General features: G+C 56.9%; 15 protein-coding genes. 10 read left to right on the plus strand and 5 right to left on the minus strand.

Going from position 1 to position 15,064, the window contains the following annotated elements; translation table 11 throughout:
* Positions 1-87 precede the first annotated feature (87 nt).
* Positions 88-1,428 carry a proline--tRNA ligase gene (proS, locus tag ACR3EJ_RS10270; RefSeq protein ID WP_170540874.1) on the plus strand — a complete coding sequence of 447 codons (1,341 nt, stop codon included), beginning with the start codon at positions 88-90 and terminating at the stop codon, positions 1,426-1,428.
* Positions 1,429-1,457: 29 nt separating this feature from the next.
* Here the strand turns inward: proS and ACR3EJ_RS10275 are convergent, their stop codons facing one another.
* Complete coding sequence (locus ACR3EJ_RS10275; protein ID WP_170540871.1) at positions 1,458-1,814, minus strand: hypothetical protein; 357 nt, start codon at positions 1,812-1,814, stop codon at positions 1,458-1,460.
* 390 nt (positions 1,815-2,204) lie between these two features.
* Here ACR3EJ_RS10275 and ACR3EJ_RS10280 point away from each other — a divergent pair, with 390 nt between their 5' ends.
* Both ACR3EJ_RS10280 and ACR3EJ_RS10285 read left to right on the plus strand, forming a co-directional pair.
* The gene (locus tag ACR3EJ_RS10280) at positions 2,205-3,491 is read left to right on the plus strand and encodes a lipoprotein-releasing ABC transporter permease subunit (protein ID WP_170540868.1); all 1,287 of its coding nucleotides are present in this window, start codon (positions 2,205-2,207) and stop codon (positions 3,489-3,491) included.
* Positions 3,484-4,170: an ABC transporter ATP-binding protein gene (locus tag ACR3EJ_RS10285; RefSeq protein WP_170540864.1), complete on the plus strand. Its 687-nt coding sequence runs from the start codon at positions 3,484-3,486 to the stop codon at positions 4,168-4,170. Before ACR3EJ_RS10280 ends, ACR3EJ_RS10285 begins: the two co-directional genes overlap by 8 nt.
* Here the strand turns inward: ACR3EJ_RS10285 and ACR3EJ_RS10290 are convergent.
* The gene (locus ACR3EJ_RS10290) at positions 4,154-4,591 is read right to left on the minus strand and encodes a DMT family transporter (protein WP_170540861.1); all 438 of its coding nucleotides are present in this window, start codon (positions 4,589-4,591) and stop codon (positions 4,154-4,156) included. The genes ACR3EJ_RS10285 and ACR3EJ_RS10290 overlap by 17 nt on opposite strands.
* Positions 4,592-4,688: 97 nt before the next feature.
* Between ACR3EJ_RS10290 and ACR3EJ_RS10295 the strand changes: the two genes are divergently transcribed.
* Positions 4,689-5,096 carry a cytochrome c gene (locus ACR3EJ_RS10295; RefSeq protein WP_170472472.1) on the plus strand — a complete coding sequence of 136 codons (408 nt, stop codon included), beginning with the start codon at positions 4,689-4,691 and terminating at the stop codon, positions 5,094-5,096.
* A 5-nt stretch (positions 5,097-5,101) separates the two neighbouring features.
* Here ACR3EJ_RS10295 and ACR3EJ_RS10300 read toward each other — a convergent pair whose 3' ends face one another.
* Positions 5,102-5,788, minus strand: a complete 687-nt coding sequence (locus ACR3EJ_RS10300) for a hypothetical protein (RefSeq protein ID WP_170472470.1) — start codon at positions 5,786-5,788, stop codon at positions 5,102-5,104.
* Between the two features lie 42 nt (positions 5,789-5,830).
* Positions 5,831-6,493, minus strand: a complete 663-nt coding sequence (locus tag ACR3EJ_RS10305; protein ID WP_170540858.1) for a DNA-3-methyladenine glycosylase I — start codon at positions 6,491-6,493, stop codon at positions 5,831-5,833.
* 337 nt (positions 6,494-6,830) lie between these two features.
* Here ACR3EJ_RS10305 and ACR3EJ_RS10310 point away from each other — a divergent pair, with 337 nt between their 5' ends.
* The 6 genes from ACR3EJ_RS10310 to ACR3EJ_RS10335 all read left to right on the plus strand — a co-directional run bounded on the left by ACR3EJ_RS10310 (position 6,831) and on the right by ACR3EJ_RS10335 (position 13,855).
* Positions 6,831-7,781 carry an ABC transporter substrate-binding protein gene (locus ACR3EJ_RS10310; RefSeq protein WP_480422925.1) on the plus strand — a complete coding sequence of 317 codons (951 nt, stop codon included), beginning with the start codon at positions 6,831-6,833 and terminating at the stop codon, positions 7,779-7,781.
* Between the two features lie 10 nt (positions 7,782-7,791).
* On the plus strand, positions 7,792-8,841 hold the full coding sequence (locus ACR3EJ_RS10315) for a quaternary amine ABC transporter ATP-binding protein (protein WP_010441963.1): 1,050 nt from the start codon (positions 7,792-7,794) through the stop codon (positions 8,839-8,841).
* A complete protein-coding gene (locus ACR3EJ_RS10320) occupies positions 8,838-10,901 on the plus strand; it encodes an ABC transporter permease subunit (protein WP_170540855.1) in 2,064 nt (687 codons plus the stop codon). The genes ACR3EJ_RS10315 and ACR3EJ_RS10320 overlap by 4 nt, the downstream gene beginning before the upstream one ends.
* A 103-nt stretch (positions 10,902-11,004) precedes the next feature.
* Positions 11,005-11,670: an NnrU family protein gene (locus tag ACR3EJ_RS10325; RefSeq protein ID WP_170540854.1), complete on the plus strand. Its 666-nt coding sequence runs from the start codon at positions 11,005-11,007 to the stop codon at positions 11,668-11,670.
* 72 nt (positions 11,671-11,742) lie between these two features.
* Positions 11,743-12,267 carry a DUF2478 domain-containing protein gene (locus tag ACR3EJ_RS10330; RefSeq protein ID WP_170540852.1) on the plus strand — a complete coding sequence of 175 codons (525 nt, stop codon included), beginning with the start codon at positions 11,743-11,745 and terminating at the stop codon, positions 12,265-12,267.
* 148 nt (positions 12,268-12,415) lie between these two features.
* The gene (locus ACR3EJ_RS10335) at positions 12,416-13,855 is read left to right on the plus strand and encodes a glycosyltransferase family 39 protein (protein ID WP_170540848.1); all 1,440 of its coding nucleotides are present in this window, start codon (positions 12,416-12,418) and stop codon (positions 13,853-13,855) included.
* A gap of 86 nt (positions 13,856-13,941) precedes the next feature.
* On the opposite strand, the gene ACR3EJ_RS10340 is transcribed toward ACR3EJ_RS10335, so the two are convergent.
* Entirely contained in the window at positions 13,942-14,970 is a 1,029-nt protein-coding gene (locus ACR3EJ_RS10340; RefSeq protein WP_170540845.1) for a LacI family DNA-binding transcriptional regulator, read from the minus strand.
* Positions 14,971-15,064 lie beyond the last annotated feature (94 nt).

Below are 15,064 nucleotides of genomic sequence, written 5' to 3' on the forward strand. Positions count from 1 at the left end.
GTCGTAAAAACGCCATTGCGTGATTGCCCCCGGCGGGGCTTTGGCATAATCACCTTGCAGCGAAATTCTCACCCGTAAGGTTACGTTATGCGCCTCAGCCGTTACTTTCTGCCCGTTCTCAAGGAAAACCCTTCGGAGGCTCAGATCGTCAGCCACCGGCTGATGTTAAGGGCCGGGATGATCAAACAGGCTGCTGCCGGGATTTATTCCTGGTTGCCGTTGGGCTTTAAAGTTCTGCGCAAGCTGGAAAACATCGTCCACGAAGAGCAGGCGCGGGCAGGGCATATTGCGATCCAGATGCCGATCCTGCAATCGGCGGACCTGTGGCGCGAATCCGGACGTTATGATGACTACGGTCAAGAGATGCTGCGGATGCAGGACCGCCACGGTCGCGATATGCTGTACACGCCGACCGCCGAGGAATTGGTAACTGATATCTTCCGCGGCCACGTCAGCAGCTACAAGGATCTTCCGCTGACGCTCTATCAGATTCAGTGGAAATTCCGCGACGAAATCCGCCCGCGATTTGGCGTGATGCGGGGGCGTGAGTTCTACATGAAGGACGGCTATAACTTCGATCTGACCAAAGAAGACGCGTTGCACGCCTACAACCGCCATCTGGTCAGCTATCTGCGCACCTATGAACGCATGGGCCTGCAAGCCATACCGATGCGCGCTGATTCTGGCCCCATTGGGGGCGATGACACGCACGAATTCCTCGTGCTAGCTGATACCGGTGAATCCGAGGTCTTCTATGACAGCGCCGTCACTGACCTGACCTTTGGTGACCGCGAGATCGACTATGATAGCCGTGACCAATGTCAGGCGATCCTCGAAGAATTCACATCGAAATACGCTCGTACAGACGAAACCCATGATGAGGCTCTGTTTAGTCAGATACCTGAAGAACGTCGTCGGGTAGCGCGCGGGATCGAAGTTGGACAAATCTTCTATTTCGGGACCAAGTATTCCGAACCATTAGGCGCGACCGTTCAAGGGCCGGATGGCAAGCCGGTTCCGGTGCATATGGGCAGTCACGGCATCGGTGTCAGTCGCCTGATCGGTGCGATCATCGAGGCCAGCCATGACGACAAGGGCATTATCTGGCCCGAAGGCGTCACACCGTTCCATTGCGGAATCGTGAACTTGAAGCAAGGTGATGAAGAGGCTGATGCGGCCTGCGACAAGCTCTATGCCGCGCTGACAGCTTTGGGGCTTGAGCCGCTTTATGATGATCGGAAAGAACGGGCAGGGGGCAAGTTTGCCACTATGGACCTGATTGGTCTGCCTTGGCGTATCACTGTCGGGCCGCGCGGTCTGAAGAATGGTGTTGTCGAACTGACTTGTCGCCGAACTGGTGAGAGTGAAGAGTTGAGCCCCGAGGCAGCTGTCACCAAGATCGCAGAAATCTACGAGGGTATCGCCTGAACAAGGCGATGTACTTTCTGAGACTTAGCTCAGTTTGCTGATGTCGGGCGGTCGGTCAGGATATCGCCGTCCGCTTCACTGCCCCGAGCAACCACGATTGGGCGACCAAAGCGGCGCACGAGCTCGGCGAGCTCAAAGCCAAGAAACCGCAATCCACAGATTCGTTCGTCTGTGGCGCGATCTGAAATGCACAGCCGTCCCTGCCGGAAAGCAAGGCGATAGCCTTTATCTCGTAGAATGTCAGTCAAACCGGCCCAGCTAGCGGCACTTAAGAAAATTGGCCTGATTGCCGCGCGCAACAAAGCTGCGCTTTCACAATCCAGTTCTGTTGCTGCCGAACGGGCTAATATTGGGCCCGTGCCTTTCATATGTTCTTGAATACCCATGAGCGTACCTCCGCCCTTAAACTCTTAAAATGTGTCCCCCACACAAAAAGGGTGACAAAATTTCCTACACTTATCAATTTGTGAAACAATATTTCGCGCCCAAATGTTGCGATTGTGACTCAGTCAGGTACGGATATCTCACATTGACTTCATACCTGAAACAATAAGCCTTTGTCTGTGAAGAGGTTCACAACCTTTGGTGTATCGAAGTGGAGGTGATTCTCGCTTTGACGGTGAAGCGCTGACCTGAGTGCGAATGATTCGTTTCAGACTGTTCTTTTCGTGCCCGCGTCGGCTGCAGAAGCGCCAATCGGACATCCGCGCGATAACCGGCTTGACCATCTGACCAAATGTCGAGAGGGTCGCGAAAAATCTGAACCCGAGGCAGGAATGGCCAAAACACCACCGCCCTTCGCTCTTTTTGAATGGAAGATTGCCTGGCGTTATCTGCGTGCCCGCCGTGCGGATGGCGGCGTCAGTGTGATGACTTGGATCTCGCTGATCGGGATCACGCTAGCCGTGTTCGCATTGATCGCCACGTTGGCGGTCAGGTCTGGTTTTCGCTCCGAATTCGTGGGCACCATTCTGGGGGCCAACGCCCATGTCACCGTTTATTCCGCCGGAGAGGTTGATGCACAGGGGCGGCTGGATCGCACCATCACCGATTTCGATGGTATGGCCGAGCGGATCGCGCAGGTGCCCGGGGTTGAGCGCGCCGCCCCGCTGGTCAAAGGGCAGGTGTTGATCACAAATGCTGACCGCAGCTCTGGTGTGCAGGTCTTTGGCATGCGTCCTGACGATCTGGCTGATCTGTCGGGTATTGCTGAAAGCGAAGAAGCCTATGGCGATCTGTCCAGATTCCCGGAGGGCATTGCCATCGGCTCGGGCGTGGCGCGTGCGATCGGGGCGACTGTTGGAGATCGAGTGAAGCTGACTTCGCCCAATGGTGTGAAAACCGCCTTTGGTACGTCGCCGCGCGTGAATGCTTATGAAGTGGTCTATGTCTTTTCGGCCGGGCGTTTTGACATCGATCGTACCCGCGTCTACATGCCCTTCACCGAGGCGCAGAGCTTCTTCAACCGTGAAGGAGTGGCGGATGAGATCGAGGTGATGGTCGATCGCCCCGAAGAGCTGACCCCGATCTTGATCCCGATTATCGAGGCAGCTGGAGAGCGTAGTCAGATATGGACTTGGCAGGATGCTTCAGGCGGTTTTTTGCGGGCATTGGAAGTCGAAGACAACGTTATGTTCATCATCCTTTCGATCCTTGTGTTGATCGCGGCAATGAATATCGTTTCGGGTTTGATCATGCTGGTGAAGAACAAGGGTCGCGACATCGGTATCTTGCGCACCATTGGCCTTAGCGAATGGTCAGTGCTTCGGGTGTTCTTCATCTGCGGAGCGTTCACGGGCATCATCGGGACCGCAATGGGGGTCATTCTAGGCTGCCTGTTTGCAATTTATATCGACCCGATATTCTCGTTCGTGAACTACGTCATGGGTGGCGGCGTCTGGGATCCTTCAATTCGAGGTATCTATGCCTTGCCTGCCGAGTTGCACTTGTCGGATGTCTTGAAAGCCATCGGTCTTTCGCTGGGCCTGTCCTTCCTTGTTACCTATTTCCCGGCCCGCCGCGCGGCGCGGCTGAACCCGGTTGAGGCGCTGCGCTATGAATGATGTGACGTTAAGGCTCAGCGGTCTGAGCAAGACATATCTTCCAGGCACGCCAGGTGAGATTCAGGTGTTGCGAGGTGCCGATCTGGAGCTGCGCGCCGGGGAGGCGGTCGCACTGGTGGCGCCATCAGGCGCAGGGAAGTCGACCTTGCTGCACATCGCAGGTCTTCTGGATACGCCCGATACCGGCGAGGTTGAAATCGCTGGTCAGGGGGCAATGGGCAAAGGGGATCGCACACGTACAGCGATCCGGCGGCGTGATGTGGGATTCGTCTATCAGTTTCACCACCTGCTTCCCGAATTCACGGCACTGGAAAATATCATTCTGCCGCAACTTGCGAATGGCACATCCGAAAAAGCGGCGCAGGTACGAGCGATGCAGTTGCTCGATCGCGTTGGCGTTTCGGCCCGCGCGGAACACCGGCCAGCCGCATTGTCGGGCGGAGAACAACAGCGCGTGGCTTTTTGCAGGGCATTGGCCAACAAGCCCCGTGTTCTGCTAGCGGATGAGCCGACCGGTAATCTGGACCCCGAAACCTCGGATCAGGTCTTTGCAGCCCTCATGGCGCTGGTGCGGGACGAAGGGCTATCGGCGCTGATCGCCACGCACAACCTCGATCTGGCGGCGCGGATGGACCGGATGTTGCGGCTGGAAGGCGGTGTGCTCAAGCCAGCTGAGTGATTGCGACACCGATCGCCATTATCGCAATGCCTCCCGCCCGTATCAATGTCAGCGGTGTGACCTGAGCACCGAACAGGCCAAAATGGTCAATCGCAGCTGTGCTGATCAACTGGCCCAGCAGTACGAAAAACACGGCATTCCCCACTCCGAAATGTGGGGCTACATGGGTAATTGATAGCACGTAAAACGCGATCAGCACGCCGCCCAACAGTAAGTGACGCGGAGCTTGTGCGATTTTGGCAAAGGCCTCACTTCCTCCGAGGATCAAAAGCGCCAGGGCCGAGGACACAAAGGCAATCGCGAACAGAATCACGGCCGCAGCGGTCGGCGATCCGATCAGTCGGCCCAAGGCTGCATTCAGGGCGGCAAGGATGGGAACGCCGATCCCGGCGGCCAGCATTATTGCTGCGTATTGTGTCATGGCCTTGTATCCCTGCGCTCGTTTCGTTGATCTGGATCATTGCGCCAGTGTGGCCGTCGGGCAAGTCTGGAATTGTCAGGCAGAAAGGAGAAAAGCGATGGTCCGATCAATACTTGGCTTAGTCTCGCTGTCGGTACTCACTGCGATTTCGTCGCCCGTTTTCGCACAGGATGCCGAGGCTGGGGCCAAGCTGTATCAGCATCACTGCGCGACCTGTCATGGGTTGGACGCAACCGGGCATGGCCCGATGGCTGGGGTGCTGGTGATCCAGCCAACGAACCTGAAAGCGCTGCTGGATGCTGATGGAGATTTTCCGACCGCGCGCGTGGTCGCCCGGATTGATGGACGCGATCCGTTGGTCAGCCATGGAAGCCCGATGCCAGTATATGGGCCTTATTTCGAAGGGAATGACACCGCAATCAAGACGCCCGATGGGCAGCCGATTCTGACCAGCAAGCCGATTGTGGATCTGGTGGCATTCCTGAAAACTCTACAGGAGGGCTAGAAGGCTCAACGGCAGATACCTTGCACTTTCACGCCCGACCAAGGCAGCAACACATCGCTTTCGCGCTTATTTCCGGGGAGTTTTGAGACATCGAAATGTACGCTTAACATATCGTGCAGGCGTTTGGTTCGCGGTGCCTCGGGGTCGAGGGCGCGGCAGCAGACATATTCTTCGACAATCGCGCCTTGTTGTTCAAACCCATAGGCAAGAAAATCGGGCGAGGTATCCAGATCGAACAGATACGGATCATTCTGGCGCCCGTGCTCAGCCGCTGCGCGCAGCGGGTGATAGCCGGTCGTCTTGCGATTCTGCCATTGCCAGACATGGGTCAGTTCATGCGCCAGTAGCATGGCCGCAATCAGGTTCATCTGTTCAGGGTATTGGCTCATGTAGTCGTCCAGATACCAATCTTTCGTAAAGTACACGTGATTGAATAGGGCGACACCCGCCGGTTTGCCTGTCACGGTTTCCTCTTTGATGGGTGGCAAAATCCGCTCTCGACAAGCGACCCGAGGGCGGGCTTTCCTGGTAAAAGTTACTGCGGCAACCGGTGCGCCCTCGACCAAGCGCACGCGGTCAAGGTTCAGTGTTTCGCCATGAATTTTGCCAGCGAAGGTGCGCTCCTGATCGGTAAGCGGGCGGCCACAGGAAGCAAACAGAAACAGAGCTGAAATCATCAGGGTGCGGAGCATATCGACAAGCCTAATGTGGAAGCTTGGCTCTGCAAGCCGTTTTCAAAGGCTCATCGCCAAAACCCGGCTGATTTCTGTAAGCGAACGCCCGGATTGTTCCATCCAATTGTTGAAAGCGGTTTGCACCGCAGCCATGGCTTTTTTGGAAGTCGCGGGTTTGTCGATGATGCCCTCGGCAACCAAACGAGCCGTCACGTCGCGTGACAGAATAAAACTATCTCGGCCAGCAAATCGCATGGCGTATTGGGCTGATGCACCGCCGAGTCGCGATCCGCGATTGGCCAGCATCTGCAGCAATCCGACATAGTCCTGTGACGGCCAACCGCCCAAAGTTTGACCAACGCCACCCTCGGAGCGGAGTTCCAGAAGAAAGGCCGCATTGTCCCGAACGGCAGCGATTTTAGTGCCGTTTCGTACGATGCGAGTATCTTGGAGCAGGGCGTCGAACTTTTCATCATCCATGAATGCACAACGACCGAGGTCGAAGCCGTCAAAGGCTGTTTCAAACCCGTCCCACTTTGCCTCGATCACTTTCCAGTTAAACCCGGCCTGAAAAATCGTTTTCGTGATTATCGATAACCAACGGTCATCAGCCATCTCCGCCAGTTCATTTAGGGGGGTCGGTTTGGTTAGCTTGTTTTCCAGCGCTTCGGGTCCACTATGGCGGTCTGCTGCCAGCTCATAGATTTCATCAAAGTGACGCATCTTAGGCCCTCCGTTGCGCAAATGCTGATACATCCTGTTCGTTTGGCAAGTAAAAACCAGTGCGCAATCCGAAAAACCGAGATGTTTTTATTGACTAGTCAATCAAGTTCTTTCACTTTGTGGTATGAAGGGTGCTGCGTATGGGGAACACCGGACGAAAAGGGGCCGGAGCAATAGTTAGAATTGGCGGGGGCGGATGATCTGGCTAAAAACAACAACTGCCTGTTCAATTTCGACCAGAATTGTGCATGTTTCGATCGCACCGTGAACGAGGAAATACTGGATGGGCTGTAAAAAGCTCAAAAAAGGCAAATGAAAAAGACAGGGAGTCAAAACAATGAAAAAGCTTAGCGTAAGCGCGTTAGCTATCTTGGTCGCCAGTTCAGCCCATGCGGCAGACATGGGCGCTGTGGATGAACCGATCAAGCTGGCAATCAATGAATGGACTGGTCAGCACGTTACCACGCATGTTGCAGGCGAGATGCTGATGGCTGCGGGTTATAACGTGGAATATGTGACCGCCGGCATGATGAACCAGTTCCAGGCACTGGCCGATGGCGACATCGATGCGACGCTGGAAATCTGGTCCTCTAACGTGTCAGACGAGTATGCCAAGAAGATTGACGAAGGCACTGTTGTCGAAATTGGCGATCTGGGCCTCGATGCGAAAGAAGGTATTGCCTACCCTGCGCACGTCGCCGAGCTGTGCCCGGGCCTGCCTGCGTGGGAGGCGTTGAAAGACTGCGCGCAGGTCTTCGCCACTGCCGAAACACTGCCTGGTGGTCGCCTTGTCGACTATCCTGCGGATTGGGGCACACCTGGCGCGGACCGCATGACCGGTCTTGAACTGCCGTTCAAAGCGGTTCCTGCAGGTTCCGAAGGTGCTCTGATCGCGGAATTGCGCGCCTCGACCGAGCGCAAGTCGCCGCTGCTGATCACTTTCTGGCAGCCGCACTGGGCGATGTCGGCCTATGATGTGCAGTTTGTTGAACTGCCTGCGGGCGAAGAAGCGTGCTTTAACGATCCGTCCTGGGGCCCGAACCCAAATGCGGTCAACGATTGCGACTTCTCACCGTCCCGTATCTTCAAGGCCGGTTGGAGCGGCATGGAAGAGAAGTGGCCTGCAGCCTATGAAATCCTGACCAACTATCAACTGGCGGTCGAAGACCAGCAGCCAATGATGGGTGCGATCGACGTAGATGGCGGTGCAGTCGAAGAGGTGGTCGCTGCATGGATGGCCGAGAACGAAGGCAAGTGGCGTCCGGTGGTTGACGCGGCAACCAAGTGAGCCCGCTTTAGTGACTGACGCCAATACGCCAGCCATTGCCTGCCAGAATCTCTGGCAGGTTTTTGGCCCCGGCGCTGAGAAAGCTCTGACCGACGCGCTGTCTCGGTCAGGGAATGACGCCGACAAAGCCGCAACTGATCTTCGGGAACACGGGTTTATTCCCGCTGTACAAGACGCCAATTTCGAAGTTCGCGAAGGCGAGCTATTCGTCATCATGGGACTTTCGGGTTCGGGCAAATCGACGCTGATCCGCTGCATCTCGCAACTGTTGCCTGGTACGGGCGGGGAAATCCGCGTGGATGGCGAGAACGTTATCGGTGCATCCAAGAAGGTGCTGACCGATCTTAGGCGCAAAAAGCTAGGCATGGTGTTCCAGCATTTCGGCTTGTTTCCACATATGACTGTGGCTGAAAACGTAGCATACCCGCTGCGGGTTCAGGGCGTGAGTAAAAAAGAACGTTTGGCGCGCGCGCAAGAAGTGATCTCTCTGGTCGGTCTGGAAGGGCGCGAAGACAGTTTCCCCCGGCAGCTTTCAGGCGGCCAACGCCAGCGTGTGGGGATCGCGCGCAGTCTTGCCGTGAATCCGGACATTTGGTTTCTGGACGAGCCGTTCTCGGCCCTCGACCCATTGATCCGCCGTCAGCTGCAGGATGAGTTCCTGCGTATTCAGGCGACGTTGAAAAAGTCGATCGTCTTTATCACTCATGATATCCAAGAGGCTCTGAAGCTGGCCGACCGCATCGCCATCATGCGCGATGGCAAGATCGTGCAGATCGGCACACCAACGGATATCGTGCTGCGCCCGGTGGACGACTATGTGCGCGAGTTCTCAAAGGATGTTGCCAAAGGCCAGCACGCCAAGGTCGCCTCGGTCATGCGCGATGATGGGGAACGTGGGCCAGATGATCCGGGCCTGACCACATCAATGACATTGGATGCAGCACTTGCGCATTGCATGGAGCTTTATGAACCCGTGCCCGTGCGCGATGCAGACGGCAATATTGTCGGCACCGTGCATCCGTCTGATTTGGCTGCAGCCTTGCAGGTGGATGAGACATGACCGCGGTGACGGACACTCCCGCGCAACAGGTTCGCCTGACAGCCGGGGCGCAAGCTGCGCTGATTACAGTGATCGTCGGCGCGGTCTGCCTTGCGCTGGAAGGCGTCGCCCCGTGGCTGGTCAAATGGCCTGCCGCGTGGGAATTGCCCGCAACTCAATGGGTTGGGGTATTTCTGGATTGGTTTCTGAACGGCATCAAACCGGCCATGCGGCTGTTTTCGGACCTGATGACCTATCCGATGAATGCTGCCAACTTTGTGCTGGGGAACACCCCGTGGCCGATCCTCATCGGTATCGTCACCGCTCTGGGCTGGTATCTGGGTGGCTTGCCCATGGCGGCGCTGGGCTTTATCGGCCTCAGCTTCGTTCTGGCCTCGGGCTATTGGGCCGAGAGCATGAACACGCTCGCCCTCGTCGCCGTGTCGGTGCCCGTGGCGCTGATTATGGGCGGCGCGATCGGCATCCTCGCCAATGAGGTGCCGCGGGTGAAGTCATTCGTGCAGGCGGTGCTGGACATCATGCAGACGGTACCGACATTCGCCTATCTGACGCCGCTGCTGCTGCTGTTTGGCTTTGGTCCAGTGGTTGGCCTGATCGCCTCGGCCATCTATGCGGCGCCGCCGATGGCGCGCAACGTGATGCTAGGACTGGAACGGGTGGAATCCGAGATTAAGGAAGCCGCCATCATGTCCGGCGGCACCCGCCTGCAGCAACTGTTTCAGGTCGAGATTCCGGCGGCCACCACGCAGATCATGGTCGGTGTGAACCAGTGCCTGATGGCGGCCCTGTCGATGGTGATCATCGCCGCCGTCATTGGTGGCTTCAACGACATCGGCTGGGAGGTTCTGCTGACCATGCGCAAGGCGCAGTTCGGCGAATCCCTGATGGCTGGTCTGGTCATCGTCGTCTTCGCTGTCGTGATCGACCGGATGAGTGGCACTCTGGCGACCGAACGCAAGCGCTATGACAGCCGCGTAGTCTGGGCGATGCTGGGCTTTGCGGTGCTGTTCACCGCTGCCTTCTGGGCGTGGCTGCCGAACCCGTCCGAGCTAACCGTGCTGGACCCGATGGCCGGGGCCATCGACAGCGGCCTGACCGCGTTCACGCAAGCCAACGGGCCGTGGCTGGATGCGCTCAAGAACAACTCACTGTTCTATGTGCTGCTGCCGTTGCGGATCGGGCTGGATCAGGCGGTGCTGCCTTTCACATGGGGATTCCAGTGGACCCCCAACATGAGCTGGGGTCTCTTCGCCGCTGGGGCCGCAATCGCGCTACTGATGGCTTGGCGCGGTCACCTGACCGGAGGGCTGGTAGTTTTGATCCTGATCGGCATGCTGGAAACCGGCATCGCCAACCTGCCATGGCCCTTTGTACTGACCGGGGCTGCCGCACTGGGCTGGGTCGCAGGCGGCTGGCGTCTGGCGGCGTTGTCGGTGGGTCTGCTCTGCACCATCCTTGTCTCAGGCCTGTGGGAACGCGCCCTGCTGTCGCTTTATCTCAGCGGCGCTGCGGTGTTCTTCTGCGCCGTGCTTGGCGGTCTGATCGGGCTGGCCAGTGCGGTCTGGTCTCCGGTCTGGACCGTTGTGCGCCCGATCTGCGATATGCTGCAGACGATCCCGCTTTTCGTGTTCCTGATCCCGGTCCTGATGGTGTTCCAGATAGGAGAGTTCTCGGCTTTCCTTGCGATCTGTGCCTACGCGATTGTCCCGATGATCCGCTACACGCGGCACGGTTTGGTCAATACGCCAGAAGAGATGATGGAGGCCGCGATCTCCAGCGGCGCGACCGAGTGGCAGATCATGCGCGACGTACGCGCGCCTTATGCTGCACCGACCATCCTGCTGGGTTTGAACCAGACCATCCTTTATGCCTTTGCCATGCTGGTGATCGCCGCATTGATCGGCACGACCGGTCTGGGTCAGTCGATCTATCTGGCACTGGGGCAGGCTGATGTGGGGCTTGGTATCTCGGCTGGGGCGGCGATGGCTATCCTCGCGCTGATCGCCGATCGCATGGTGCAGGGCTTTGCCGAAGAACGCCGCAAGGCGCTGGGCCTTTAAGACAGGGCAGGGGCGGGCAACCGCCCCTTGCCGCACTTGATTTCGGACAAAGACCCACACGTGATCACGACGTAATCCGGGTGCAACATGTTCGGAGATAAAAATGACCGGTTGGGGCTATTTCCTCGCAGCACTCGTGACCTTTCTGCTCAGCCACATGATCCCGGCGCGGCCAGCGGTGCGCGGCTGGCTGATTGGCACACTCGGGCGCACGGGGTACTTCGCTGCCTACTCACTTATCTCGCTCGTGGTATTAGGCTGGCTGATCGTAGCCGCTGCCAATGCACCTTATGTTGAAGTCATTCCGCCGCTCACCATCTTCCGCTGGGCGCCAATGCTCGTTATGCCGATAGTCTGTTGGCTGGCCATTGCGGGCCTCTCGATCCAGAACCCATTTTCTTTTGGAGGATTAGGGCATCGTTCCTTTGATACAGAATCCCCCGGCATCCTGCGCACTACGCGCCATCCGATCTTAGTGGCGCTGATGCTTTGGGCCGTTGCACACCTACTGGCAAATGGCAGTCTGTCACATGTCATCCTGTTCGGATTGTTCGCGGGCTTCGCTGCGATGGGAATGGTTCTGATCGACCGCCGCACAGCCCGTTACATGGGGTCGGATTGGCGTCGCCTGTCTCGAAATACCGCGCGTATCTCCTTGCGCGTGCCTCGTCCATGGCCACGCTTTTGGGTCTGGCTTGCCGCTTTCGCTGCCTACGCAGTTATCTTCCATCTGCACGAAGCTGTGATCGGGCTCTCACCGATGCCCTGACACGCGGGAGTGGTCGAACTGTCCGGCCCGTGCTATCTGATCTATCACCATTCGAAGTCTTGAGGTCTCACAATGCATCTCGCCTATGTCACAACCACCGATCGTGGTGCCACCGACCGCCTGCTCAGTGCTTTTGCCGAGGCGCTGACAGATACGGGCACCGCGTTGTCGGGTGTGGTGCAAACCAACACCGAATGCGCCGAAGGCTATAAATGCGATATGGACCTTAAGGTGTTGCCGACCGGAGAAACCATTCGCATCTCGCAATCGCTGGGTAAAAATGCGCGTGGGTGTCGTCTGGACCCGGCCGAGCTGGAACGCGCTGTCGGATTGGTGACCCAATCTCTGGATAACGCTCCTCAGTTGCTGATTATCAACAAGTTCGGCAAGCATGAGGCCGACGGGCGCGGCTTTCGCCCTCTCATAGCAGATGCGTTGGGACGTGGGATACCGGTCCTGGTAGGGCTCAACAAACTGAATATAGAACGGTTTCAGGAGTTCGCGGGCGGGATGGCCGAAGCGCTCGAACCGGACCTCGGTTGCCTGACTGATTGGCTTGACGGTCTGAACCAGTCTGAAACGCAGCGCACAGCCTGATTGCCCATCATGGGCGGTCGTTAAACCGCATTCGACACGAGAATGTGAAAAAACTGGACATGTCTGACTGCATCGGGTCTAGCTTCGGCGAGGAAGCAATCCGGTAGTTCGACAGGATAGGGACGCACCGGTGGAATCGGGGCGTATCATGAGCCAATCCCAGACGGATCCTTGCCAGCTATCCACCAATCCCGGGCGGATTCAGCAGTTGGCTGGAACTGACAGATTTTGGCTTTGGTTATTTTGCGGTTACTTCTTGCTGCACGTTGTCGTCCGGCTTGCAACGGGTGGTGCGCTTGGTCTGGACGAGGCCGAGATTTTGCTGGATGCCCGCGAACTTCAATGGGGTTACGGCCCCCAACTACCACTGTATGCATGGTTGCAATGGGCCGTTTTCCAGATCACCGGCCCAAGCATACTTGGGCTGTCGCTGCTGAAGAACGGGTTACTGTTGGCGACCGTCGTCACTCTTTATATGACTATTCGGACCCGACAAAATCCCGTAGTCGCAGGGGTGTCGGTGCTGTCTTTGTTGATGCTTTATCAATTCAGTTGGGAAGCGCAGCGCGCGCTGACGCACACGGTTCTCGCCAATTTGTGTTCTGCGCTGAGTTTCGCGGTGATCTGGGGATTGATCCGCAATCCCACGACCAAAGGCTATGTCCTGCTAGGCGTGGTGATGGCGGCGGGTGGGCTGTCCAAGTACAATTACGCTATTGCGCTCATGGCTATGCTTCTGGCGGCGCTCAGTGCGCCTGATACGCGTAGAACTTTCTTATCGGTGAAATTGTTGTTGTCGGCCGGTATCGCTGCGGCTCTGATCGCTGCTCCGATGGTGTGGATTCTAAACCATTCGGCCCTTGCCTTTGACAGCGCGCGCAAACTCGACATGTCTAGCGATGGGCCCACCTATTCGGCGGCCTTGCGCGGCGCAGCCGAGATGTCGATGGCGGCGCTGGGTTTTGTGGCGCTGCTATCCTTGATTATGAGCATTCTCTGGTTGATCTACCGGCGGCAAGGGGCGCCCGGTGTCGCGGATGACCTATTGCGTTTTATGCTGCGGACGGTGTTTTGGGCTTTGGTCCTGATGGCGTTGATCGTGATCATCAGTGGCAGTACCAATATTAAGGATCGCTGGCTGCAACCCATCCTGATATTTGCAGGTCCAGCCAGTATGCTGTGGCTTATACCCAAGATTGGTCGAGCTGGAACCCGGCGCTTCTGCCAGATCTCAGCGGGGCTAGCTGTGCTGATCGTTGTGGCCATGCTGCATCATAATCTTGCCGGAAACGCAAAGCGTGCGGCTCCGTTTGCTGCGCTTACCCCTCAGATACTGGACCAGACCCCGCCCGAGATCATGATCGTTGCCCATAACTGGCTGGCTGGCAACATGGCTTATCTGGCCCCGGATCGATCAATTTACGGCGAACGCCGCGTGAGTGTATCTGCTCCGTCGCTCCGTGTTTGGGATGCAGGTCGAAAAGCACCGAAAGACATCGATCCGGCTGATGTTGTCACCTTGGAAGCCCCGTATCGATTTGATTCTGATGAATTGATGTCGCTGTCTTTCGCACCTGTGACCCGGTAGCGTTGGACAGCAACTCAATTGAAGATCAGGGCGCTCAACAGTCATCCCATGGTCTTGAATATTCCGGACGCGCTTTGGCGCGATCTCTAGAGCAAATCAGGCGGCCCAGCCAACGAGTGACGAACGACCATCCTAGTATCTATGCAGACTGATCGGCCTTCTGACCTACCTTCAACCATTTCTACAAGTTCCTGTGCAGCCTTGCGCCCCATTTCGCGATGAGGGACGTGAACTGTCGTCAGGGACGGGCTTACAATTTCGGCCAACTCAATGTCATCAAATCCAGTTATCGAAAGCTGCTCTGGAACCTGAATGCCAAGGTTACGTGCTTCGCGCAGGGCCCCGGCGGCAAGGACGTCGTTGCCACAAATCACCACCGTCGGCCTTGGGCTCAGGTTCATGAGTTTACGAAGGGCCTCGGCACCCTTTTCAATTTCGTATGTGGTTTCGATCAGAGTTAAGGTGTCAGGGTCGAGGCTGTTTTCCGTCATGGCATGTCTGACACCCTCAACCCGACTTTGAGCTCGGTCATTGCCTTTCGTTTTCCCCGAAATCATTGCGATCTGTCGGTGACCGGCCAAAATCACCTTCCGGGCCAGTTCTCCCATTGCTGCGGTGTTGCTGAAACCGACCGAAGGGCGCTGCACCCTTGGATCGTAAGACCAGGCCACCAATGACGGAATTTGGTGCTGTTCGAGATATTTGTAGATCTCTGCATCTCGTGCAAATCCAATCAGCAGCAACCCGTCTGCACCGCGCGCGACAAGAGTGCGAATTTGTTCTCGCTCGACTTCGGGATCATAGGCCGAGCTGGAGACCAAAAGCGTATATCCGCTTTCGCGAAGCTGGTCCTGAAATTCCTGCAGCCCGCGGGCGAAGATCGCGTTGTCCATTGTCGGGATTATCGCCCCGATCGTAAAGCTGCGATTCGCTGCCATCACGCGGGCTGCGAAATTCGGTGTATAGCCTAGCGATTCGACTGCTTGCATCACACGCTTGCGCGTGGATTCGACCACTCTTTCCGGTGAGTTCAGGCATCGCGAGACTGTGGCCGTCGATACGCCCGCCGCCTTTGCGACGTCGTTAAGTGTCGGAGCTGAACGGGTTTTTCCCATACTGTGCCTGCATCTGATCTGACGCCCGTCTTATCACAAAAATGCCCATTTGCCATCTATTCATGTAAGCGCTTGCATTATCAATGTAAGCGCT

Source organism: Ruegeria sp. AB11 (genome assembly GCF_056536325.1).

Bases quoted from the DNA above. Each gene is read 5' to 3' on its own strand.
- ACR3EJ_RS10310 (WP_480422925.1), top strand. From the start codon at position 6,831: ATGAAAAAGCTTAGCGTAAGCGCGTTAGCTATCTTGGTCGCCAGTTCA.
- ACR3EJ_RS10305 (WP_170540858.1), bottom strand. From the start codon at position 6,493: ATGCGTCACTTTGATGAAATCTATGAGCTGGCAGCAGACCGCCATAGT.
- ACR3EJ_RS10285 (WP_170540864.1), top strand. From the start codon at position 3,484: ATGAATGATGTGACGTTAAGGCTCAGCGGTCTGAGCAAGACATATCTT.
- ACR3EJ_RS10295 (WP_170472472.1), top strand. From the start codon at position 4,689: ATGGTCCGATCAATACTTGGCTTAGTCTCGCTGTCGGTACTCACTGCG.
- proS (WP_170540874.1), top strand. From the start codon at position 88: ATGCGCCTCAGCCGTTACTTTCTGCCCGTTCTCAAGGAAAACCCTTCG.
- ACR3EJ_RS10290 (WP_170540861.1), bottom strand. From the start codon at position 4,591: ATGACACAATACGCAGCAATAATGCTGGCCGCCGGGATCGGCGTTCCC.
- ACR3EJ_RS10330 (WP_170540852.1), top strand. From the start codon at position 11,743: ATGCATCTCGCCTATGTCACAACCACCGATCGTGGTGCCACCGACCGC.
- ACR3EJ_RS10325 (WP_170540854.1), top strand. From the start codon at position 11,005: ATGACCGGTTGGGGCTATTTCCTCGCAGCACTCGTGACCTTTCTGCTC.
- ACR3EJ_RS10280 (WP_170540868.1), top strand. From the start codon at position 2,205: ATGGCCAAAACACCACCGCCCTTCGCTCTTTTTGAATGGAAGATTGCC.
- ACR3EJ_RS10340 (WP_170540845.1), bottom strand. From the start codon at position 14,970: ATGGGAAAAACCCGTTCAGCTCCGACACTTAACGACGTCGCAAAGGCG.
- ACR3EJ_RS10320 (WP_170540855.1), top strand. From the start codon at position 8,838: ATGACCGCGGTGACGGACACTCCCGCGCAACAGGTTCGCCTGACAGCC.
- ACR3EJ_RS10275 (WP_170540871.1), bottom strand. From the start codon at position 1,814: ATGGGTATTCAAGAACATATGAAAGGCACGGGCCCAATATTAGCCCGT.
- ACR3EJ_RS10335 (WP_170540848.1), top strand. From the start codon at position 12,416: ATGAGCCAATCCCAGACGGATCCTTGCCAGCTATCCACCAATCCCGGG.
- ACR3EJ_RS10300 (WP_170472470.1), bottom strand. From the start codon at position 5,788: ATGCTCCGCACCCTGATGATTTCAGCTCTGTTTCTGTTTGCTTCCTGT.